Source organism: Sphingobium sp. Leaf26 (assembly GCF_001421665.1).
In the GTDB taxonomy this organism is placed as follows: Bacteria; Pseudomonadota; Alphaproteobacteria; order Sphingomonadales; family Sphingomonadaceae; genus Sphingobium.
Genome location: NZ_LMKV01000023.1, coordinates 45,124 through 65,959 on the forward strand (window position 1 = coordinate 45,124; position 20,836 = coordinate 65,959).

At 65.3% G+C, this 20,836-nt stretch carries 21 protein-coding genes; 3 read left to right on the plus strand and 18 right to left on the minus strand.

All coding sequences use genetic code 11. The features are described 5' to 3' along the window. Positions 1 to 7 precede the first annotated feature (7 nt). Complete coding sequence (locus ASE85_RS14145) at positions 8 to 1,879, plus strand: hydantoinase B/oxoprolinase family protein (protein ID WP_056689532.1); 1,872 nt, start codon at positions 8 to 10, stop codon at positions 1,877 to 1,879. Between the two features lie 77 nt (positions 1,880 to 1,956). On the opposite strand, the gene ASE85_RS14150 is transcribed toward ASE85_RS14145, so the two are convergent. From ASE85_RS14150 to ASE85_RS14165, 4 genes are all read right to left on the minus strand, one after another. After that, complete coding sequence (locus ASE85_RS14150; RefSeq protein WP_156358355.1) at positions 1,957 to 3,201, minus strand: MFS transporter; 1,245 nt, start codon at positions 3,199 to 3,201, stop codon at positions 1,957 to 1,959. Positions 3,202 to 3,212: 11 nt separating this feature from the next. Next, on the minus strand, positions 3,213 to 3,926 hold the full coding sequence (locus tag ASE85_RS14155) for a hypothetical protein (protein ID WP_056689536.1): 714 nt from the start codon (positions 3,924 to 3,926) through the stop codon (positions 3,213 to 3,215). Between the two features lie 234 nt (positions 3,927 to 4,160). After that, the gene (locus tag ASE85_RS14160) at positions 4,161 to 4,496 is read right to left on the minus strand and encodes a hypothetical protein (RefSeq protein ID WP_156358356.1); all 336 of its coding nucleotides are present in this window, start codon (positions 4,494 to 4,496) and stop codon (positions 4,161 to 4,163) included. Continuing rightward, positions 4,493 to 5,629, minus strand: coding sequence for a class I SAM-dependent methyltransferase (locus ASE85_RS14165; RefSeq protein ID WP_056689543.1), 1,137 nt, complete (start codon positions 5,627 to 5,629; stop codon positions 4,493 to 4,495). The genes ASE85_RS14160 and ASE85_RS14165 overlap by 4 nt, the downstream gene beginning before the upstream one ends. Positions 5,630 to 5,715: 86 nt before the next feature. Here ASE85_RS14165 and ASE85_RS24460 point away from each other — a divergent pair, with 86 nt between their 5' ends. Beyond that, positions 5,716 to 6,123, plus strand: coding sequence for an aldo/keto reductase (locus ASE85_RS24460; protein WP_082462830.1), 408 nt, complete (start codon positions 5,716 to 5,718; stop codon positions 6,121 to 6,123). Here ASE85_RS24460 and ASE85_RS14170 read toward each other — a convergent pair. From ASE85_RS14170 to ASE85_RS14230, 13 genes are all read right to left on the minus strand, one after another. Next, a complete protein-coding gene (locus ASE85_RS14170; RefSeq protein WP_056689548.1) occupies positions 6,101 to 6,841 on the minus strand; it encodes a prepilin peptidase in 741 nt (246 codons plus the stop codon). The two genes, ASE85_RS24460 and ASE85_RS14170, sit on opposite strands and share 23 nt — an antisense overlap. Then, complete coding sequence (locus ASE85_RS14175) at positions 6,838 to 7,560, minus strand: type II secretion system protein N (RefSeq protein ID WP_056689551.1); 723 nt, start codon at positions 7,558 to 7,560, stop codon at positions 6,838 to 6,840. The genes ASE85_RS14170 and ASE85_RS14175 overlap by 4 nt, the downstream gene beginning before the upstream one ends. Continuing rightward, a complete protein-coding gene (gene gspM, locus ASE85_RS14180) occupies positions 7,557 to 8,045 on the minus strand; it encodes a type II secretion system protein GspM (RefSeq protein ID WP_056689555.1) in 489 nt (162 codons plus the stop codon). Before gspM ends, ASE85_RS14175 begins: the two co-directional genes overlap by 4 nt. Continuing rightward, entirely contained in the window at positions 8,042 to 9,160 is a 1,119-nt protein-coding gene (gene gspL / locus ASE85_RS14185) for a type II secretion system protein GspL (protein WP_056689557.1), read from the minus strand. Before gspL ends, gspM begins: the two co-directional genes overlap by 4 nt. After that, entirely contained in the window at positions 9,157 to 10,146 is a 990-nt protein-coding gene (gene gspK / locus ASE85_RS14190) for a type II secretion system minor pseudopilin GspK (protein WP_056690181.1), read from the minus strand. Before gspK ends, gspL begins: the two co-directional genes overlap by 4 nt. Next, entirely contained in the window at positions 10,139 to 10,765 is a 627-nt protein-coding gene (gene gspJ, locus ASE85_RS14195) for a type II secretion system minor pseudopilin GspJ (protein ID WP_268795135.1), read from the minus strand. Before gspJ ends, gspK begins: the two co-directional genes overlap by 8 nt. 119 nt (positions 10,766 to 10,884) lie before the next feature. Continuing rightward, positions 10,885 to 11,286, minus strand: a complete 402-nt coding sequence (gene gspI, locus ASE85_RS14200; RefSeq protein WP_056689558.1) for a type II secretion system minor pseudopilin GspI — start codon at positions 11,284 to 11,286, stop codon at positions 10,885 to 10,887. Between the two features lie 124 nt (positions 11,287 to 11,410). Next, on the minus strand, positions 11,411 to 11,902 hold the full coding sequence (gene gspH, locus ASE85_RS14205) for a type II secretion system minor pseudopilin GspH (RefSeq protein ID WP_082462831.1): 492 nt from the start codon (positions 11,900 to 11,902) through the stop codon (positions 11,411 to 11,413). 40 nt (positions 11,903 to 11,942) lie between these two features. Then, on the minus strand, positions 11,943 to 12,407 hold the full coding sequence (gspG, locus tag ASE85_RS14210; protein WP_056689560.1) for a type II secretion system major pseudopilin GspG: 465 nt from the start codon (positions 12,405 to 12,407) through the stop codon (positions 11,943 to 11,945). Between the two features lie 92 nt (positions 12,408 to 12,499). After that, a complete protein-coding gene (gene gspF / locus ASE85_RS14215) occupies positions 12,500 to 13,717 on the minus strand; it encodes a type II secretion system inner membrane protein GspF (RefSeq protein ID WP_056689562.1) in 1,218 nt (405 codons plus the stop codon). Further along, positions 13,710 to 15,248 (minus strand): type II secretion system ATPase GspE, encoded by a 1,539-nt coding sequence (gene gspE / locus ASE85_RS14220; protein ID WP_056689564.1) that lies wholly within the window; start codon positions 15,246 to 15,248, stop codon positions 13,710 to 13,712. The genes gspF and gspE overlap by 8 nt, the downstream gene beginning before the upstream one ends. After that, positions 15,245 to 17,452, minus strand: coding sequence for a type II secretion system secretin GspD (gene gspD, locus ASE85_RS14225; protein ID WP_056689567.1), 2,208 nt, complete (start codon positions 17,450 to 17,452; stop codon positions 15,245 to 15,247). Before gspD ends, gspE begins: the two co-directional genes overlap by 4 nt. Continuing rightward, on the minus strand, positions 17,449 to 18,306 hold the full coding sequence (locus tag ASE85_RS14230) for a type II secretion system protein N (protein WP_056689568.1): 858 nt from the start codon (positions 18,304 to 18,306) through the stop codon (positions 17,449 to 17,451). Before ASE85_RS14230 ends, gspD begins: the two co-directional genes overlap by 4 nt. Positions 18,307 to 18,491: 185 nt before the next feature. Between ASE85_RS14230 and ASE85_RS14235 the strand changes: the two genes are divergently transcribed. Beyond that, on the plus strand, positions 18,492 to 19,145 hold the full coding sequence (locus ASE85_RS14235; protein WP_056689571.1) for a prolyl hydroxylase family protein: 654 nt from the start codon (positions 18,492 to 18,494) through the stop codon (positions 19,143 to 19,145). On the opposite strand, the gene ASE85_RS14240 is transcribed toward ASE85_RS14235, so the two are convergent. Continuing rightward, positions 19,146 to 20,567 (minus strand): CYTH and CHAD domain-containing protein, encoded by a 1,422-nt coding sequence (locus ASE85_RS14240; protein WP_056689573.1) that lies wholly within the window; start codon positions 20,565 to 20,567, stop codon positions 19,146 to 19,148. Positions 20,568 to 20,836 lie beyond the last annotated feature (269 nt).

Genomic DNA, 20,836 nt, shown 5'->3' on the forward strand with positions numbered 1-20,836 from the left:
CGCAAAGATGCCTGCACGGATCATCCAGGACAACCAGACCCCTTTCAACACGGTCGAGATCGACCCTGTCACGCTGGAGGTCATCGAAAACGCCCTGCGCAACGCCCGCGTCGAAATGGACGCCACGCTGGTGCGCACCGCCATGTCGCCCGGCATCCGCGAACAGGGCGATGCCTTTCCGCTGATCGCCGATCACAAGGGCCGCATGGTGGTGGGCCAGTTCGGCAGCTATATCGGTCCCTTCCTCGACGGCTATGACGGCACGGTCGAGGATGGCGACATGATCTTCCTGTCCGACCCCTATTCGGTCGGCGGCGCGATCAGCCATTGCAACGACTGGCTGGTGCTGCTGCCGGTGTTCCGCGACGGCCGCCTGATCGCCTATACCTCCATGTTCGGGCATCAGTCCGACATCGGCGGCAAGGTGCCCGGTTCCATGCCGATCGACGCGACGGAAATCTTTCAGGAAGGCGTGCGGATTCCGCCCGTCAAGATATGGAAGAAGGGGACGTATAACGAAGACCTGATCAAGCTGGTCATGCATCAGTCGCGCACGCCCGACTGGTGCAAGGCGGATTTGAACGCCCTTATCGCGTCCTGTCGCGTGGCTGCCCGCCGGGTGATCGAGATGGCGGAACGGTTCGGCGACGATGTGTTCGTTTCCGCCACCGACCAGTTGCTGGACCGCAATTATCGCGCGATGGTGCAGTTGATCGAAAGCTCGATCAGCGAAGAGAAGGTCAGCTTCGAGGATTATATCTGCGACGACGGCATGGGCTATGGCCCCTACCGGATCAAATGCACGATGTGGCGGGAAAATGGCCGCGTCATCCTGGACTTCGACGGCACCGATCCGCAGTCGAAGGCGTCGATCAACATGCTGCTCAACGAAAATATGATGCGCATGTTCTTTGGCATCTACATGATCATGATCTTCGATCCGCAGATCCTGTTCAACGACGGCTATTATCCGCTGATCGACGTGCGTATTCCCGAAGGATCATTGCTCAAGCCCAAATTCCCCGCTGCGCTGTCGGGCCGCACCCATGTTCTGGGTCGCCTGTTCGATATCCTTGGCGGCCTGCTGGGCCAGAAGACGCCGCAATTCCTGAACGCCGCCGGCTTCTCTTCCTCGCCACATCTCTTCTACGCCGGGACGGACAAGGCCGGCAAGTGGTTCCAGTTGTTCCAGATCGGCTTTGGCGGTATCCCCGGCCGTCCGCTGGGCGACGGGCCGGATGGACATTCACTCTTTCCCGGCTTCACCAATGTACCAAACGAGTTTCTGGAGCGCTATTTCCCGCTGGTGATCGAAAATTATTCGACCGTGGCGGACAGCGGCGGCCCCGGCCTGCATCGCGGCGGCAACGGCATCGACATGGTCTATCGCTTCCTGGAACCGGGCGTGATCGCCATCCATGACGATCGCTGGTTCGTGCCGCCCTGGGGCGTCAATGGCGGCCTGCCCGGCGCACGGGCGCGCAAGCTGCTCGTGAAAGCGGATGGCACGGAAATCGTCGTCGGCAACAAGCTGGAAAACCATCCGGTCGAGGCGGGCGACAGGCTGCACTTCATCACCTGGGGCGGTGGCGGCTGGGGCGACCCGCTGGACCGCGATCCGGCGTTGCTGGTCAAGGAAGTGACGCAGGGGCTGGTCACGGCCGAAGGCGCGCGCCGCTATGGCGTGGTGCTGATCGACGGGGTGGTCGATGCGGCTGCCACCGACGCGCTGCGGGCGGAGATGCGCGCAACGCGGGGCGACGTAGATGTGTTCGACTTCGGACCGGACATCGACACGCTGCGCGCCAACTGTCTGGCCGAAACCGGCCTGCCTGCGCCGACCGCGCCGCAATGGGTGCGCGCTGCTCAGGCCGCCTGACGCATCCTTCGGGCACGAAAAAGGCCTCCTCCCGCATGACGCCGGAGGAGGCCTTTTTCATAGACGGTTACCCGCGGTCAGCTTTGACTGTTCTGCGCATAAGCGGCAGGATAGCGGCCGAGCGTGAAGAACAATAGCGCCGCCCCTGCCAGCATCACCGACGACAAAATGAGCAGCGCGTCATAATTGCCGGTCCTTTCCCGCACGAAGCCGAACAGGATCGGCGCCGCGCCCGATCCGATTGCGAAGATCGCGAAGATCAGGCCGAAAATCTCGCTATAATGGCGGCGTCCGAAATAGCGGCCGGTAATGAACGCCATCAGGTCGAACTCAGCGCCGGTGATGAGGCCCACCAATATGACGCACCCCACTGCCGTTACGGGCTGGATGGCGTCTGTCGTCAGAAGCATCGTGCCAGCGATCGCCGGCACGATCAGCGCGATCGCTGCGATCGGCGCCCACATTCGATCCAGCATGAAACCGCAGAGCAGCCGACCGCCCGTAATGCTGAGCGCCAATACAGACAGCGCCTGCAACGCCTGCCCGTGAGCAAGCCCCGCTTCGGTCAACAGCGGCAGGAAATTGGTGAGCAGGCCACCGCTCGCCGCATTGAGCAGCATCGCAGCCAGCGCCGCGGCCCAGAAGCGATAATGCCGTACCGCCTGCCCCAGTGTCAGGCCGATGGCGTCGCCGCCATCGCCGGGCAACTTGCTTGCCTTCGCTTCGAACAGCCAGCGATATTGGATCGGCAGGGATAGCGCCAAGGGCAAAATCGCCAGCCCGACAAATGCGCCACGCCACCCGGCGATGCCGATCCACCAGTCGATATAGAAGGGATATATGGCACCCGCGATCCCGGTGCTGGCCAGCATCAGGCCCAGCGCCAACCCGCGGCTGCGATTGAACCACTGGGTCGCGATCTTGGCGTAGGTCATCGGCAGGGTGCCCAGGCCCAATGCCGTCAGCAAGCCCCACAGGCCGTAGAATAGCGCAATGTTCGCGCGTGCCGTCGTCGCCAGCAATAGCAGGCCGATCGTAACGCCGACCGTCGCCCACAATGCGACGCGCCGCGCCCCGACACGATCGACCAGCCGCCCGATGCTGGAACCCAGCAGGATTACCGCGACCGTGGCGGCCATGGTCGCCCCCAATACGCTGGACCGGCTCCACCCCAGATCCTGGCCCAGCGGCCCGGCGATCATGCCGATGGTGTAGGCCGAATGGGGCGACAGGCCCAGCGCCAGCCCGACGCAACTGGCGACCAAGGGCCGCCAGCCACGGCGCAATTCCTGCATCCGGCCTATATTGTCGTCAGCAAGCATGGCGGTGCCGGTCAATAGCCGAACTCGCGCTCATCGGAAAAGTCGGTGACTTCGTAACGCGACAATTCATAGGCATGACCCTTACGATAGCCGTTCATGCGCGCCACGATCTGATCCTCGCCGGTGGTCCAGATTTCCAGATCGCCGTCAATGTCGCCCGTCCGCCACATATAGCGATGACAGGCCAGCGCCTGCCCGGCCACCACGATCTCGTCCTGGCCCAGATATTCGACTGGCATCTCCACCTTGCGACCATGGCTGATCGTGCCGCCGTTCCAGGTCAACGACGTCGTGAGCAGTTTAATCGTCTGGACCCCCGTCTGATTACGATCCAGCTTCATCAGCTTCCACCCCTCGGCGGCGGTAGGATGATAGCCCAACACCTCGGCGGCAAGGTCGATCGGGAAGGAGGATTGATCGACCGGACCACCATCGGCCGGCAGGATGATAGAGGTCACCTCGTCCCCGCTGACATGGCGCACGATCGCGCCGAGATAGCGATTGTCCGCAAACAGACGGGCAAAGCCGTCCCGCGGCACGAAATTCTCATCCACCGTTTGCGTCACATGGCGCACGATCGCGCAGCCGGGAAAGCGCGACATCGTCATCGCGGTGCGCGAGCCGTCGGGATTGCGGGTGACGATGAAATCCTCCCAACTGATGGCCTGTTCGGGCTGGCCAAGGGGATAGGTGACATAGGAGCCGATAATGCGGGTCAGAGGCATGGGTGCAAAATCCCTATTGCAAAGAGATGGAAGATGGATTGCCCGGCCGGATCAGCCGCTGCGTCCCGGTGACACCATGGCTTCATGAGGCGACGTACGCGCGCAATTATGCGCTGATCTTTGTCCGTTATGCGAACAATGTTCGCCTAAGCGACATGCCTATGGCCGACATGAAAACGCCGGCGCGTGAACGCCGGCGTCATTTTTCATCCGTGATATGCGGGCGTTCGCCTGTCATCCCCTGTCGCCAAGACCCTTGACGATCGGCGCCAGAATCGATTCGATCAATCGTTCCCGTTCCGCGCGCCGGGATGCGTCGTCCTCGGCCGTCACGGCGATCACCTCGATCTTCTCCGTCACCGGCTGGCCCAGGTCGCCCAGAACCTGTTCCAGCGACTTGAGCCTTTCGCGCGTGACCGACAATTCCATGCTCAATGTCACGACCGCCCGCAACAGATTGTCCATGATCGGGTCGGCCAGGAAGGTCACATGACGGTCGGCCGCGGGTGGCCCCTCCGGCAAGGTTGCGGTGTCCGACTGGATGGGCTTTTCCCGTTGCATAATGCTCACGCTTTGCGCCCTCCAAAAACGAAATACGCGGCCGGTCCCACTGCTTCATAATCGTCGAAGGCGCTGGCCGGATCGAAGCCTGCCTTCTCCAACTCCGCCTTCATGTCGAGATCGACGAAGCCGGTCCAGAACGGCTCGCCATTATGACGCACCTGCCAGTCGTTAGTGACCTGCTTCACCAACGGAATGCGATGCGCGTGATAGGGCACATCCAGATGCAGCACCAGCCCGCCGGGCTTCAGCAGCCGCCAGCATTCCTTGAGGATGCGCGGCACCTGCGCCGCCGATGTTTCATGGAACATGATGATCGACGTGATGAAATCGAAACTCTCATCGGCAAAACCGGTTTCGGCTGCGTCCAGTTCATGGAAATGGATGCCCACCCCGGCGCTCTCAGCCGCGCCATGGGCATAGCGCACGAACGGCCGGGCGCTGTCCAGGCCATGGACTTCCGCTTCGGGATAGAGATGCTTGTAGGCATGGGTCTGCTCGCCGGTGCCACAGCCCATGTCCAGCACGGACGTTGGCGTCAGGTCCGGTGCACGGCGCTGCGCCACGCCGGCGACGAAGCGGCCGAAGGTATCGTTCGTGGCCGACTTGCCGGTCGACATGCCCTTGGCCTGCCGATACATTTCGACCGTGCCGGTATAGTTCAGCCCCGCTTCGATGTCGTCAGTTCGCGTTTCACGCCAGTAACCCCCCGGTTGGCGGTGGATCTCCGTTGTCTTGACTGGCGCGCGTACGACGACTTCGTCGTTCAACTTGATGCTGCCGCCTGCCTCCGCCCTGTCGCGCAACGCGCGGAAGGTAGCGATGCGATCGTCGATAATGCGGTCCGTCGTCAGTTGGACCGTATCCCACATCATATTCTGGCTGTGCCATGTAAGCGAGGCCCACAGTTGGAACAGCCGGTCATCGGCAGCAGCCGCGACCGCTTCCTTTCGGTTGGTCGGCGCCTGTCCATGGCTCTGCGTATAGGCCGGTGCGATGCGGTCGTCGAAACGCTCCTGCAATGCCGTCTCGACATCGAAATTGACATATTTCTTCAGAGCGCCAACGAAGCCGAGCCGCGCGGCCTCGTCATGCGTGGGCGTAAAGGCGAACCGGTCGGTGGTCGATGGGCTATCTGTCATATATCGAACGTCACGAGCGGGCATGGACTGCGCAATAGCGAATGTGATTTTTTCCGCGTGGCGAACAACCGAGATTTCTTTCGCCTATGCCATTTCGCGTCGCCTACGACTACAGCCGCGACGGCATCCTCCGCTCGATCGAGGCAAGCCTCCATCGACTCGGCCTTGACCGTATCGACCTAGCGCTGGTCCACGACATCGGCCGCCGCATTCACTGTGAGGCTCATGCTGGGCATTGGGATCGGCTGGTCAATGGCGGCTTCGATGCGCTGGTCTCGCTGCGCGAGCAGGGCGTGATCGGGGAGCATTCGGTCTTGGTGTCGACGAAGTGGAGCTGTGCATCGACGCGATCCACGCCGTCCAGCTGGACGTGCTGCTCCTCGCCAATCGCTACACGCTCCTCGAACGAACGCCGCTCGACGCGCTACTTCCGCTCAAGCTTGTGTCGCCGACACCCGTTGAACCCACCCCTTAAAACAGGCGCAGGACGATGATCCATGCGGGGAGAACGGCGAGCGCCAGGAAGGTGCCTAGTGGCACGCGGGCGGTGCGCTGCCTTGCGCCGCCGGTGACAAGCATCACCACAAGGCCCAGCAGCGACGCGATCAGCAGCAGGAAAGGCAAGGTCTGCCAGCCGAACCATGCGCCGAGCGCGCCGAGCAACTTCGCATCGCCCATCCCCAGCCCCTCGCGTGCACGCAGCACCTTATAGCCCAGCGCGATCGCCAGCAACGCGCCATAGCCAGCCGCAGCACCGATGATCCGGTCGGGCATGCCGACATCCGTCGCCCACATGCCCGCCGTGAACCCCAGAAAGGCGAGCGGCAGGGTCAGCGCATCAGGCAACCAGAAATGGCGCCAGTCCAGGAGCGCGAGCGTCAGCAGCAGCCAGCCGAGCAAGGCCCAGGCCATACCGCCGACATCGGGTACCCCGCCGATCGCCAGCGCGCCGATGATGGCACAGCCGGCCTCCATCCTGCCATGCAGCGGCGCAATTCGTGCGCCGCAACGGCGACAATGGCCGCGCTGGATCATGGCGCTCAACAGGGGGACAAGATCACGCGCGCCCAGCGTGCGACCGCATCCGTCGCAGGCCGAACGCCCCCGGATCACGCTGCGCCCATCGGGCCAGCGCAGGATCAGGGTGCCAAGGAAGCTGCCCGCGATCGCGCCGGCCAGCGCACCAATCAGCGCCGCAACGGGCTGGATCACAGGCGGCCTTCGACCTTGAGCATCTGCGCGCCGCCGACATTGGCAAAGCCCGCCTGTCCCAGCGTGGTCGCGAGCGCGGGGTCTGCGGTTTCGACCCGCATCTCCGCCGTATAGCGACCCGACCGCCAGATGCGAAGGCTGATCTTTTCCATGCCGGACTGGCTGACCAGCGGCAGCAACAGCGCATCGCCGTCGCAGGCGACCACGCCCGACAGGCCCTGGCTGAGGTTGAGGCCTGGTATCTGGCCCGCCATTCGCGCCCGCACCCGTCCTTCGGCATGGCCGCAGCGATCGCCGCTATAATAAGCGCTGACATCGTCCAGCATCAGGCTGCCGACCGGTAACGGCGCAAAGGTCCGGCCAAGCGGTACCGACCCGGTCACATCGTCCACGCCGATCCGGCCGAAGCCGACCGTCAGCGCGCCGCTGACATCATCGGCTAGCCCCTTCCTGCGGGCGATATCGAAACGGGCGCGCCCCATGAGCAGCGACACCGGGGACAGGCCCGCCCGCACGCTGCCAAGCGGCATGTCACCCAGCATCAACTGGTCGATCCGCCCGTTCCACACACTGCCGCGCACGTCGCGGGCGGCAACGCCCAGCCGCTCCAGCCCGGCCAGGCCAAGGGTCACGCGCATCGGCAGGAACAGCAACAGACCCAGCAGCAACGCCAAAATCAGCACGATCCGCATCCGCCGCGACAGAGTGAGGCCCATCATTGCGCGCTCCCCCGGACCAGAACAGCCTGTACCGACACGCTCCCCGCCGTGGCGGATGGACGCGCGCTCATCGTGTCGACCCGCACCCCCTGCGCCTCCAGCATGGCCAGCCAGGAGAAGAGCGCGACCGGCCGAACCGAGGCTATCGCGATGTCGATCCGGTCGTTGCCCTGCGCCTGCGCTCGTTCCAGCGTCAGCCCCGCCTCGCCCGCGCTCTGGCCGACAAACTGGTCGATCGGCGCGGTCGGGCCGGTGATGGCCGCATCGCGCGGCAATGCCTTCAACTGCTTCACCGCCGCGCGGACGGCGGCGTTGCGGTCCGTTGCGGCCAGCAAGGCTTCACGCGCGGAACGCTGGGTCCGGTCGAGCGGCATCGCCACGCCGAACCACAATATCACCCCGCCAAGCAGCGCGAACATCACGCCCAGCATCCATTGTTCGCGGGTCGATCGTTCCGACCAATATGTCGCCATCCGTTCCATCATGACCGCACCGTGATATCTGCCAGCGTCCGCCCGCCCGGTTCCTGAGAGGGCGTAGCCGTGATCGTGAAGCCGGCTGCCTGCAACGCCAGCAGCACGACATTGATGTCGTCCGCCTTTGCCGCCGCCAGCGTGGCGCGCACCATGCCGTCAGGATCGCGCGACAGGGTAGTCAGCGCCACGCCCGGCGCATCCTGCATCGCGCTCAGCAGGCTTGCGACCGGCGCGGTGAAAGCGCGGCCGCCCCCACCCCGTGCCGCCAGCCTGCCTTCCATTTCCACCAGCGCCTGCGCGGCATCGGTCGCGCCCGGCAGCACCTGCTGCGCGCGAGCCAGACTGTCATCGTCTAGCCGGTCGGCTTCCATATGCTGCTTCGCGACGCCGACCAGCGACAGGATCAGGCTGAGGAGCAATATAAGCCCGCTCCACAGCGCGATCCGGCCCAGCGCCCGGCTGTCCACGGCTCGCCGCACCCGCTTGGCAAAATCCCCCTGGCGCAGGTCGAGCGGCGGGCTGTCCAGCGCCGCGATCGCTCGTCCCTCGATCAGGCCCGCCGCGACGTCGGCAATCGGCGCGTCCGCGACCAGCGCCGGCAGCGCCATGTCGTCCGTCAACGCCATGTCGGTGCCGCGCAGCACTGCCACGCCGCCGATCAGGCCACGGGTGAAGCCCTGCTCCGGTTCGGGCAGCAGCAGCGGCGCCGGCACGATGATGTCGGGGTCCAGCCCATGATGCTGCGCCCAAAGCAGCCAATGCTGCATATCCGCGCGGCTCGCCACGGCGATGATGTGCGGCCGGGCGGGATCTTCATTGGAATCGGCGACCGCGAATAACTGATCGGCCGGCAACAGCCCGCCTGCCAGCGCCGCCAGCCGCGCCGCCGCCCGCCCCTGCCGCACCGGCAGGTCGGGGTGCACCATCCAGTGCAGCGTCACCAGCGCGGCGGGCGGCACCAGCAGCACGCGCGCCTGATCCGGCAGCGCGGCAAGGCCACAGGCCGCCAGCCAGTTGGCGCCCTCACCCGACTGGGTCAGCGCGCCATCCACGACCCGCATCCAGCGCGCGGGCGCCTCTGCCGCTTCGGGCAGACAGACGATCAACGCATCGCGACTGCTCATGACCCCGCGCCCCAACTGCGCCGCACCAGCAGCGCCGGGCTTTGCCGCGCGTCGATCAGCGCCCGCTCCACCACCTGCGTTCCCCCGACATCCACCGAAACGTCCACTCCGAAAAATCCAGTCGTCAATTTTACCTGTTCCTGCACCTCGGTCATCGGCGAAAGGCCGGCAAGCGAAGGCATCGCCCAGAATTGCACCGTGCTGCCGTAACCATCCGCAGGCCGCTGCGCCAGCAATTGCCGCGCTTGCGCGACACTCAATTGCCCCGGCAGCAGCATTGCGAACAGCGGCGCCTGCTGCGGCAGCAGCGTATTGATGTTGATCGGCGACAAAGTCGTGACCGGCAGCGCGCAAATCCATGGTTTCGCCAGATCGTAAATGGCCGGACTGATGCCGCTGACCGCCCGCAATTCGCTGGCGTCCACCATCATGCGGTTGGGCGCGCGATAGGGCCGCTCCATCGCTGCATAGATCTCATCCTCCGCGCCGCCAGGCTGCGGCACGCTGTCGGTGTCGATCCAGTCGGCGAGGCTCGCGGCGGCGACCTGCGCCTGCCGCGCGTCCACGCCCAATGCCTCCAGCAGGCCCTGAAACTGCTGCACGCCGATCGGCCGGACCTTCAGGCTGGCCTCTGTTTCGCCACTCACCACGCTGTTGAGGTTGAAGCAATTGCCGCCATCCGTGACCCGCGCCGTCGCCACACCGCCCGGCACTGGCAGGCTTTGCGGCGTACCCATCCATCCGCCCGCCAGCGTGATCCGGGCAGGGTTGGAGGCGGTCAGGTCCGCGATGCGCAGCCGCGCCATCGCCATGCCGGCGTCGGCATAGGCCCGCCCCTGATCGACCGCGCCGCCATTGCCGGTCATCCGGGTCGCCAGCGCCAACCGCTCCAGCGCGGTCGCGGCCACCACGGCCATCACCGCCACCAGCAGCAACACCGTCAGCAGCGCCGCGCCTCTTTCACTCTCTTTTCGGGGGTCAGGCACCAGTCGCCCCTTCCAGCTTTTCCGCCGGGCCGGGCGCAACCAGAAAGCGCAGCACGATCGGCGGCTCGCCGGTTCGCTTCACCATCATCTCTACGGCGCGGGGCATCAGGTCGGGCTGGCTCGGCGTCCATGCCTCCTGCCATGTGCCCTGCGCGTCGCGAAAGCGCAGCACGACCGTCTCGACATTGTCGAGCAACGCCGCCGGCTCATCCCCCGTCGCACCATCCAGTTGCGCATAGGTGCGCCGCTCCAGCCGCCCCTGCCGGACCCAATATTCGACCTTTTGTAGCGAGGGACGAGGCAGATCGCCCAGATTGTCCCATCCGCCTCGCACGAACTGCATCACCGGCTGCGCTTCGCCATCATCATGCGCCCAAAAAGCCGGCGCATTGGTGCCCGCCTCGGTCCGGGTGATTCGTGGCACCGCCTGCCCCAGGTCGGCCGCCAGCGCGCCGCCGGCCCGCTGCACCGCCGCCATATCGTCCAGCCGCGCCTTCACCTGCGCCTGCGCCGCCACGCTGTTGCCAAGCAACAGCACACCCGCGCTGGCCAACATGGCGAAGATCATAAGGGCGACGAGCAATTCGATCAGCGTGAAGCCCTGTTGGGCGGAACGCAACGGAGACGTGAAGCCGTGCTCGGCAGATCGCAACGAAGACGTGAAGCCCTGTTGGGCGGAACGCAACGAAGACCTGAAGCCCTGTTGGGCGGAACGCTGCGGCGATTGGTATGGCGTCATCATTCGACCACCCGCACGAAGCTGAGCGCGACCGGGGATGCGCCGGGCTGGCCATCGACGGTCAGATCGACCTGCAACAGCCGCTGGTCATCCGTCGGCTTGACGCTGCGGCTCCAATGCCAGCGGCGGCCGCCATTCTCGACGTCACCGTCCTCCTCGCCGATCGAAGGCGCCGCCGGATCGCTCTGCACCTCGACCATCAGGTTGCGCGCGACGATCTGGCCCAGCGCCTTGCTGTCCAGATCGGCGGCGGTGCGCAAGGTCACGCCCTGCAAGCGCACCAGCGCCAGCGCGGCAAGGCTGAACACCGCCAGCGCGACCAGCATTTCGAGCAGCGTGAAGCCGTGTTCGGCGGAACGCTGCAAAGGCGTGAAGCCGTGTTCGGCTCGTTCCACTATCATATCCGTTCGCCCTGGGCCTGTCGAAGGGCATTGAGCGCCCGCCTTCAGACCCCGCTTGCGGTGCCGATCAGGACAGGCTTCCACAGGCTCAGGGCCAGCGGAGTGAGAGCAGGATGCGTGCATCTTACCCACCGACCATGACCTTCCCCGCCATGTCGACGGTTACGGACACGCGCTCGCCCTCGCGGGCCAGGGTCACGGTCAGGGGATCGGTCGGCAGGCCGGTGCCGTCGAAGGCGATCTGCTGGCGACCATCCTTGCCCACCAGCGCGCGCGTGCCGCCCTTCCAGTTGGCGGTGACGAAGGGCTTGTCCTCCACTGGTGTCCACTGGCCGTCCTCGCGGCGCTGGAAACCATAGCCGGAAGCCGACACCCACAGGCCCATCGGGCGCGCGGTCACGACCGCTTCGTCGCGCGCGGCGGCCACACGCGCGGCGAAGCGGTCGGCATCCTCGATCACGCGCCCGCGCGGATCGGGAATGGCGAGCACGACGGCAGCCGAAATGAAGCCGATGATCGTCAACACGACCATCAGTTCCAAAAGGGTAAAACCGCGTTCGCCCGCCGGCGAACGCGCCCCGGAGACGGCCGGGGCCGAGCCGATCTGGCACTGCATATGCCTCTCAGGACCCCGGCCTGCGCCAGGGCACAGTCCCTCACATCTCGCTGGAATAGATATCCGCATTTTCGCTCTCGCCGCCCGGCTGGCCGTCCGCACCCAGCGAACTGATGTCGAACGCGCCCTTGCGACCCGGCACGGTGTAGAGATAGGCGCGGCCCCACGGATCGTCGGGCAGCTTCTTGATATAGCCGCCCCGGCGATAGCGCTGCGGCTGCGCCAGCGAAGCGGGCGGATTGAGCAGCGCCTGCAACCCGTCCGATCCTGCGGGATAGGTCAGGTTGTCGAGCCGATATTGCTCCAGCGCCTGCTCGATCGTGGCGATATCCGCCTTCGCCTTCTCGATCCGCGCGGTATCAGTCGCGGGGATGACGTTGATCGCTACGATCGTAGCCAGCAGGCCGATGATGACGATCACGACCATCAGCTCGACCAGCGTGAAGCCGTGTTCGGCGGAGCGCCTCTCCCTACATTTGTCATCGTCGCGAAAGCGGGAATCCATCTCCGACGTTGGGACGGGGGAGAGGCTCGGAGATGGATTCGCGCATGCGCGGGAAAGACAAAGGGTAAGGGTCTTAAACATATTCAACTCCTTCAAGCCCCGGTCAGGCTTTGCAGCTGCAAGATCGGCAGCAGGATGGACAGGATGATGACGGCGACGATGCCGCCCATCAATATGATGATGACAGGCTCCAGCATCGCCAGCGCGGTCGAGGTGAAGCTGTCGAATTCGCGTTCCAGATAGTCGGCGGCGCGCTCCAGCATGGTGTCGAGCCGCCCGGCGCTCTCCCCGCTCGCGGCCAGATAGACGAGCAACGGCGGAAACACGCCGGCCCGGCGCAGCGCGGCGGACAGGCTGCCACCGCCCCGGATCGCCTCGACAATCTCGTCCGACGCCTTGCGCAGCACCCGGTTGTGGACGGTGTTGGCGGTCAGCGACAGGCCCTCCATCAGCGGCAGGCGGCTGGCGATCATGGTGGACAGGGTGCGCGCCATCCGCGCCGCATGCAGGTCGCGGATCAGACGCCCCAGCAAGGGCATGCCAAGCAGCATCGCGTCGAAACGATAACGAAACCGCTCCACCTTCATCGCCCGCCAGAAACCGACGGCGCCCAGCACGATCAGGATCAGCAGCAGCCACCAGTAAGCGGCCAGGAATGCGGACACGCCCATCACCATCCGCGTCAACAACGGCAATTCCTGCCCGACCGTGTCGAACTGCTCCACCACCTTGGGCACGACGAAGATCATCAGCGCGGCGACCACGAATATGGCGAAGGTCGCCAGCACGCTGGGATAGGCGATCGCCGTCAGCACCTTGGACCGCATCACCGCCTGCCGTTCCATCAGGTCGGACAGCCGCTCCATGATAGTCGGCAGGCTGCCGGAGCTTTCGCCGGCGGAGATCATAGCGCGATATAGCGGCGGGAAGCTTTTGGGTTCGGCGCCCAGCGCATCGGCCAGCCGCCGCCCTTCCAGCACGCCGCCATGCACCTTGCCCACGATGGCGCGGACATGATCCTGCTCGCTCTGCTTGCCGATGGTGCGCAGCGATTCCTCCAACGGGCTGACCTGGGTCAGCGTCGCCAGTTGCCGGGTGAACAGGGTCAGTTCCTTGGCAGACAGGCGCGGCGCGCGAAGCGACAGGCCCGCCCGCTTGCGCGCGGTTTCGACCGCACCCGGCTCGATCCGCACGATGAACAGCTTGCGCGCGTCGAGTTTGGCGCGCGCATCCTCGACCGTCGCGGCCTTGATGCTGCCGCTGCGCTCCCGCCCGGCCGGGTCGATGACGCTATAGTCGAAATCAGCCATCGGCGATGGTTTCCGCCTCGATCGCGTCGCGGCGCGACACGCGAATGGCTTCTTCCGCCGTGGTCTGCCCGTCGCGCACCAGCGCCCGCGCCGCGGAGCCGAGGTTCGGCGCATTCAGGAAGGCGTGACGGGCGATCAGCGACTCGTCGCCACCATCGTTGATGAGGCGGCGGATGGTGTCGTCCACCCGGATCGCCTCGAACACGCCGATGCGGCCCTTATAGCCTGTGCCGTTGCACTCGTCGCAGCCCCGCGCGCGATAGATGATGGTGCCCGGATCGAAGCCCAGCAGCGCACTGGCAGACTTGTCCGCCTGCACCGGCTCGCGGCAGTTCTGACAGAGGCGACGGACCAGCCGCTGGGCGATCACGGCGCGAAGCGTAGAGGCCAGCAAAAACGGTTCGACCCGCATGTCGCGCATTCGCGTGATCGCGCCCACGGCATCATTGGTATGGACGGTGGACAGCACGAGATGCCCGGTCAGCGACGCCTGCACCGCAATCTCTGCCGTCTCGCGATCGCGGATTTCCCCAACCATGACGACATCGGGATCCTGCCGCAGGATCGCGCGCAGCCCCGCCGCGAAGGTCAGGCCGACCTTGGCATTGACCTGCGTCTGGCCGACGCCCTCCATCGCATATTCGACCGGGTCTTCGACCGTCAGGATATTGCGCGAACCATCGTTCAACTGACGCAGGCCGGCATAGAGCGTGGTCGTCTTGCCCGAACCGGTCGGCCCGGTGACCAGGATGATACCGTTCGGCTCGCCCAACCCTTCGCGGAAGATGCGATCGGGCGTACCGTTCATCCCCAGCAGGTCGAGCGTGATCCCCGCATTCTCCTTGTCCAATATGCGCAGCACCACCCGCTCGCCCGCCCGGCTCGGCAGGGTGGACACACGCACATCGAGCAGCTTGCCGCCCAGCGTCAGGCCGATGCGCCCGTCCTGCGGCACGCGCCGCTCGGCAATGTCCAGCCGCGCCATCACCTTGATGCGGCTGACCACGACCGGCGCCACATGGGGCGGCATGCGCAGCGTCTCACGCAGCACCCCGTCCACGCGCATGCGCACGATCAGGCCCGTCTCATAGGGTTCGATATGAATGTCCGACACGCCTTGCCGCGCCGCTTCAGCGATGATGCCGTTGATCAGGCGGATGGCGGGCGCGTCGTCCGCGCTGTCCAGCAGATCGTCGGCGGTCGGGATATCGGCGGCCAATATGTCCAGTTCGTCCGCGCCGACCTCCAGCGATCCCGCCATGGCCGCCGCGCTGCCCTCCATCGCATAGTGATTGGACAGATGCCGGTCGAACTCGCCCGGCGCGACGAAGATGACATCGAAGCTGCGCGCCAGATGGCGACGCACTTCCAGCAGGATGCGCGGATCGCTGCCTTCGCGCACGGCGATGGTCAGCCGCTCGCCCTCGACCGGCAGCATGACGACGCCGTGCTTGCGCGCAAAGACATAAGGAATGTCGATCGGCCGCGACGGTGCCGGAGGAAATTCAACGCCGTGCGGCTGGTCGCTCACTTGCGTTCTCCGCTTGCCGGTATCTCGACCGGTCGCACCACGCCGCTCGACTGGCGGACGCTGGGTTCGATCACTTGCGCCGGTGCGGCACCGACTTCCGGCTGCACCACGGCATCGCCCGGCTGTGCTGCGACCGGCGGCGTCGCGCCCATATAATCGCGCACCAATTCGTCGATGGTCGGCTCCATGTCGGGATTGCGCTGCAACTGCATGCCGCGAACATAGCCGTAGCGCTGCTGCGTCAGCCGCTGCGCGTCCTCCTTCGATCGCAATATGGTCGGGCGGATGAAGACCATCAAATTGGTCTTGGTCCGGCTCCGGCTGCGTGACTTGAACAGTTCGCCCAGCCCCGGAATGTCGGACAGCAGCGGAATGCGCTCGATCGTCTTGCGCTCATTATCGTCCAGCAGGCCGCCGAGCGCGAGGATCTCGCCATCATCCACGGTGACCGTCGTCTCGATCTCGCGCTTGTTGATGATGAGGTCGCTGCTGGAGTTGCTGACCGGCCCGGCCACGCTCGACACTTCCTGCTTCAGGAACAGCTTGATCGCGCCGCCGGTATTGATCTGCGGCTTGACCTCCAGCTTGATGCCGACATCCTGCCGCTGGACGGTGCGGAACTGATTGTCGAAATTCTGGCTCAGCGCCTCGCCTGTCGTCACCGGCACTTGCTGGCCGACCAGGATCGACGCTTTCTGGTTGTCCAGCGTCATCACCGACGGCGTGGAGAGCAGGTTGCTTTCGGTATCGGACTTCACCGCATTGATGATCGCGCCGAAAATGCCGTTCTTGCCGATGCTGCCGCCCAGCCCGGCAATCGCACCGGTCGCGCTGGTCAGGCTGCTAAGCGCGGCCTCCTGCAAGCTGCTGGCGAGATCGCCGCTATTCTGCATCTCCGTGGTGGTTTTCGTGCCATCGGGCGCCACCACGGTCGTCGTCGTCGTGCCTAGTTGGGTCGCGCCATAGGCCCCGGCCAGCGTCAACAGATTGGGTGAGGCATTGCTGTAGTTGGTCGCCGCAAAGCCGGTCGACGTGCTGCCCAGCAGGAATTGCACGCCCAGCTTCTTGGCCGCCGCATCGCTGATCTCCACGATGATGGCTTCCACCAGCACCTGTTCGCGGCGCGTATCGACCTGTCGGATCGTCTCGCCCAGCATCCGCTGCACGTCGCTGTTGGCCGCGACAATGATGGCATTGGCGCCTTCGTAACGGGTGACGATCGCCGGGCCGCGCGTGGATATTCCCCCGCCGCTGGACGAAGACGAGGAGGAAGCTGCCGCCACCGGCGCCGCCGCCTGAGACGCAGGAGCCGCGCCGCCGGCCGCCGGTGTGGAGGCCGTCACCGGCTGGCTGGTCGATTGCCCCACAAGCTGCTGCAACACCGGCAACAGCTTTTCCGCATCGGCATGTTCCAGCCAATAAACGCGGATTTCGGTACCGCTCGCCGCCTGCTGGTCCAACTGGCGCGCCATCGCCACCAGCCGGGCCACGGTATTGGCATCGCCCCGGATCGCGACTGCGTTGCTGCTATCGATCGGCACCACGGTCGCGGCCGATGGCGCGGCATTCTCGCCTCCGCCACTGGCCACCAATGCCTGCAAGGATGTCGCGATCTCCCGCGCGCCGGCATTTTTCAGCATCACCATCTGCGTCGCCGCCGTATCCCGGTCGATACGCGCGATCACCTGCCGGATGCGGGCGATATTATCGGCATAATCGGCCACGACCACGCTGTTGCCGGCGCGGTTGGCGGTGACGGAGCCTTCCTTGCTCACCAGCGGGCGCAGCGTCTCCAGCGCGCTCGCCGCGTCGATCGAGCGCAGGCGGAAGACTTCGGTGACGAAGCTGTTGCGGCTGGCCGCGCGGCCCACGCTGCTCGGCTGGCCCGCCGCGCCATCGGCCGGCTGGATGCGATAGGCCCCGCCCGGCGCCGGCACCGCGACCAGCCCGTTGGCGCGCAGGGTCGACAGCACGATCTCGAAATATTCGGAGCGGGACAGCGGCCGATCGGTCACGACCGACACCTTCCCCTGCACCTTGTTGTCGATGATGAAAGTGCGGCCGGTCACGCGCGCCGCATCCTGAATGAAGGCGCGGATATCGGCGTCGCGCACGTTCAGCGTCTGCTGCGCCATGAGCGGCGCGGCAATCGGCGTGGCCAAGGCAAGGGCGGTTGCAGCGGAGAGGAGGAGTTTGCGGGTCATTGGCCTTGCACTATGATGTTGACCGATGCGACGGCGGCGCCGCGCTCGACGGTCAGGGAGAGGCGCGCGCCGGGCGCGATCTGGTTCTGAAGGGTCTGAAGATCGCCCGCCGATCCGATCGGCTGGCCATTCACCTGACTGATGATGTCACCGGCCTTGAAGCCGACGCCGGCAAAGCCCGGCCCCTTGGGCAGGACGGCAAGGCCGGTGACACGCCCATTCTGCATGCGCGGGGCAAAGCCGATATCGCGCTTCAGGCTGTCGACGGTGGGACCGGCGCCGGGCGGAGCGGGCGGCGGTGGCGCGGCACTCTGCCAGCCAGCGCCTGCCGCCGGGGCAGCCTCCACTTCGGGCGCAGGCGTCGACTGGTCGAGGAATATCTGCTCCTCCGCCCCGCCCCGGTCGATCGTCGCATGGTCGAAGGCAACCGCCTTCAGCACCACGCCGGGCATGATCTCATCGCCCACGGCAAAGCTGTTCTGGACGCCATCGGGCGAGGCGATGATGGCGGAACCCAGCCCCGACCCTTCGTTCAACCGCACGCCATAGAGCGTGAGGGCCAGCGAAGTGACGACGCCATCGCCTGCCTGCTGCGGCGCGCCGGTACGAAAGAAGGGATCGAAACTGGCGAACAGCGCCTGCCGCGCATGGGGCGACAGCAATTGCGCCTGCCGCCCTTCCCACGGGCCGAAGCTGCCGACCGGCGCCATCACGGCCCAGACCAGCCGCACCAGTTGCAGCGCCAGCATCACCAGCAGCGCCTTTTCCAGCAGCGCCAGCCAGTCGATCGCCGGAATGGAAAGCGACCGGCTCCGCCTGAAACCGCCTATCCTATCGCCAAATGGCACACGCATGATGGTGAAATACGCCCCCGATTAGTCTCAGGGTGTCAGCTAGGCGGACTATCTTACTCCAGAATGACATTTATATGACTGATATATGACATGGCGTAGCAGGCCTGCCGCGCGACTTGCATTTTCACGGACGGAAGATAGGCGTGGCGACGTCTTTCTCTCAACTTCGCCTTTTCGGATCGCCCATGACGGACCAGATCGACATTCCACCCACAGTCTCGGATGCCGATCCTGCGCGGATCGCGGCCCATCCGCGTATCCAGCGTGTGCCCAACAGGGAATTGACCCTGTTCATCCAGCGTGATTTCCTGAACGCACAGGAATGCGCCGCGCTGATCGAGCGAATCGACGCGAAGCGCCGACCCTCGACCATCGCCGATGCCAATGGCGATGGGTATTTCCGCACCAGCGAGACATGCGATCTCGACCATGGCGATCCCTTCGTCGACGCCATCGATGCGCGTCTGGACGCGCTTGCCGGCATCGCCGCGCCACACGGCGAACCGATCCAGGGCCAGCGCTATGATGTGGGGCAGGAGTTCAAGGCGCATACCGACTATTTCGATCCGAAGGGCGCGGACTATCCGCGCTATTGCTCCGTCGCCGGCAACCGGACCTGGACGCTGATGATCTATCTGAACCAACCGCTGGCCGGCGGCGCCACCCGCTTCACGAAGATCGGCAAGACGGTGCAGCCGGAGATGGGCAAGCTGTTGATATGGAACAATCGGCTGCCGTCAGGCGAACCTAATCCCGCCAGCATCCATCATGGCATGAAGGTGCGGGCCGGGGTGAAGCATGTCATCACAAAATGGTATAGGGAACGTCCCTGGGGGTAATCAGACCCAGAAGCGGCAGGCATCCACCAGCTTGCCGTGCGCCTTTGCGGCGGCCGCGAGTAGTTGCGGCCTGTCCGCCATATCCGTCTCCGCCTTCAACCCGATCCGCGCCATTGTCCTGGGCGCCGTCACCAGATCGTTGAGCGCGCCGAGCTTGTCCTGCATCGCCTCCAGCCGGGTAATGAAGCGCTCATACCGCCGGCGCGCTGCCTTGGCGCTAAAAAGGCTGCCAAAATATTCGGCACCATAGCGCAGCTTCTTCGCATCTTTTCGCACCGCGTGACGCGCTTCGTCGCTCAGCCGCTTCATATGCTTGCCGCCCCTGACGACCCGCTTGCGACGTTTGCGCAACCGTTCCGCCGCGAAGGGCGCTATCGGCTGCTCCGCCTCTTCGCCCAGCCCCGCGCCGGCCGCCAGCCATTGCGTCAGGTCGAGAAGCAACATCCGCACTCTTGCCGAAGCGAGCCATTGCAATGCCCGCGCATGCGCTTGCCCCCGCGCAGTCTCCAGCCTGTCACGTCCGCCTGCGTCCGCGACCTCCAGCACATCCAGATCGCGCGCCTCGCCCAATATATGCGCCAGCCAGCGCAACTCACCCTGAAAACCGGTAACGTCCTCGTCCCGCAACACCGGCCTGAACAGGCTCAGCGCGGTGCGCAACCGGCGGATCGCGACCCGCGCCTGATGCAGCGCGGCGGGCGCATAGGCCTCCAGCAACAGCGCCTCGTTCAGTCTATAATGGCGCAGGCACAGCGCAACGATCTGCCCGAAGGCCGTACCGATCGTCATGCCAGGATCAAGCACGACCGGCTCCGCCTTGTGCGCATGAGCCAACGGCCCAGCCAGCCGATAGCCGCGCTCCGACTTGCTCAGCACCCCGGTCCGCACCGCCACATCCGCGTCGATCTGCCGCGCCAGAGCGAACAAGGCCGCCGGCTCACCACTCTTCAGTTCCAGCTCGATCTCGCAGATCGGCGCCTCCCGCTCGGCCGCCCGCACCACGCCCCGGTCGAGCACCAGTTCGATCAGCGCCCCGTCCTGCGGCACCAGCCAGGTCCGCCGTTCCACTATCACCTCGAACATCGGCGCGACATCGACCGCCGCATCGCCCAACAGCGCCGCCACCGGATTGGCGTCATCCAGCACCGGTACGTTGCCCCGCACCGGCCGTTCCCACTCATCCCGCGCAAACAGGCCGGCCCCGCCGCGCCCGTTCGCCTTGACCGTCTGGATGCGTCGCCGCCCCGACCGCCGGATGCGCATGCTCACCCCTTGCCGGGCCAGCCGATGATCGGGCGTGTCGAAATAGGTCGCATGCAGTGTCGCCGTCTCGCAATCCACATCCTGTAACGGTGGCCATTGCGCGAAAATGTCTGCTGCTTGTGCAGACAGTTCCAGCTTGAGTTCGATTTCCGGTTGCAAGTCCTGGCTCCTGCCGCTGCCCGCTGCCCCCTGCCCGCTGCCGAAGCCCTCGCGATCACCATGCCCGTAGCATGGCCTGTCCGTTCATGGAATCGCCATGAGAGTCGCCATACTGTCACATGACAGTCTCCATATAGTCACAGAACCAGCATCACCATGTCATCTGGCGCGCCTAACTGCCCGATCCGAGGGCGACAGGGGGCGTTGTCCGAATCGAAATTCCCCTGCGCTCCGCACTTCAACCATCCCGGCATGACCGGAGCGGAGAC

Bases quoted from the DNA above. Each gene is read 5' to 3' on its own strand.
- ASE85_RS14145 (WP_056689532.1), top strand. From the start codon at position 8: ATGCCTGCACGGATCATCCAGGACAACCAGACCCCTTTCAACACGGTC.
- ASE85_RS14150 (WP_156358355.1), bottom strand. From the start codon at position 3,201: ATGCTTGCTGACGACAATATAGGCCGGATGCAGGAATTGCGCCGTGGC.
- ASE85_RS14155 (WP_056689536.1), bottom strand. From the start codon at position 3,926: ATGCCTCTGACCCGCATTATCGGCTCCTATGTCACCTATCCCCTTGGC.
- ASE85_RS14165 (WP_056689543.1), bottom strand. From the start codon at position 5,629: ATGACAGATAGCCCATCGACCACCGACCGGTTCGCCTTTACGCCCACG.
- ASE85_RS24460 (WP_082462830.1), top strand. From the start codon at position 5,716: ATGCCATTTCGCGTCGCCTACGACTACAGCCGCGACGGCATCCTCCGC.
- ASE85_RS14175 (WP_056689551.1), bottom strand. From the start codon at position 7,560: ATGATGGGCCTCACTCTGTCGCGGCGGATGCGGATCGTGCTGATTTTG.
- gspM (WP_056689555.1), bottom strand. From the start codon at position 8,045: ATGATGGAACGGATGGCGACATATTGGTCGGAACGATCGACCCGCGAA.
- gspL (WP_056689557.1), bottom strand. From the start codon at position 9,160: ATGAGCAGTCGCGATGCGTTGATCGTCTGTCTGCCCGAAGCGGCAGAG.
- gspI (WP_056689558.1), bottom strand. From the start codon at position 11,286: ATGATAGTGGAACGAGCCGAACACGGCTTCACGCCTTTGCAGCGTTCC.
- gspH (WP_082462831.1), bottom strand. From the start codon at position 11,902: ATGCAGTGCCAGATCGGCTCGGCCCCGGCCGTCTCCGGGGCGCGTTCG.
- gspG (WP_056689560.1), bottom strand. From the start codon at position 12,407: ATGGATTCCCGCTTTCGCGACGATGACAAATGTAGGGAGAGGCGCTCC.
- gspF (WP_056689562.1), bottom strand. From the start codon at position 13,717: ATGGCTGATTTCGACTATAGCGTCATCGACCCGGCCGGGCGGGAGCGC.
- gspD (WP_056689567.1), bottom strand. From the start codon at position 17,452: ATGACCCGCAAACTCCTCCTCTCCGCTGCAACCGCCCTTGCCTTGGCC.
- ASE85_RS14230 (WP_056689568.1), bottom strand. From the start codon at position 18,306: ATGCGTGTGCCATTTGGCGATAGGATAGGCGGTTTCAGGCGGAGCCGG.
- ASE85_RS14235 (WP_056689571.1), top strand. From the start codon at position 18,492: ATGACGGACCAGATCGACATTCCACCCACAGTCTCGGATGCCGATCCT.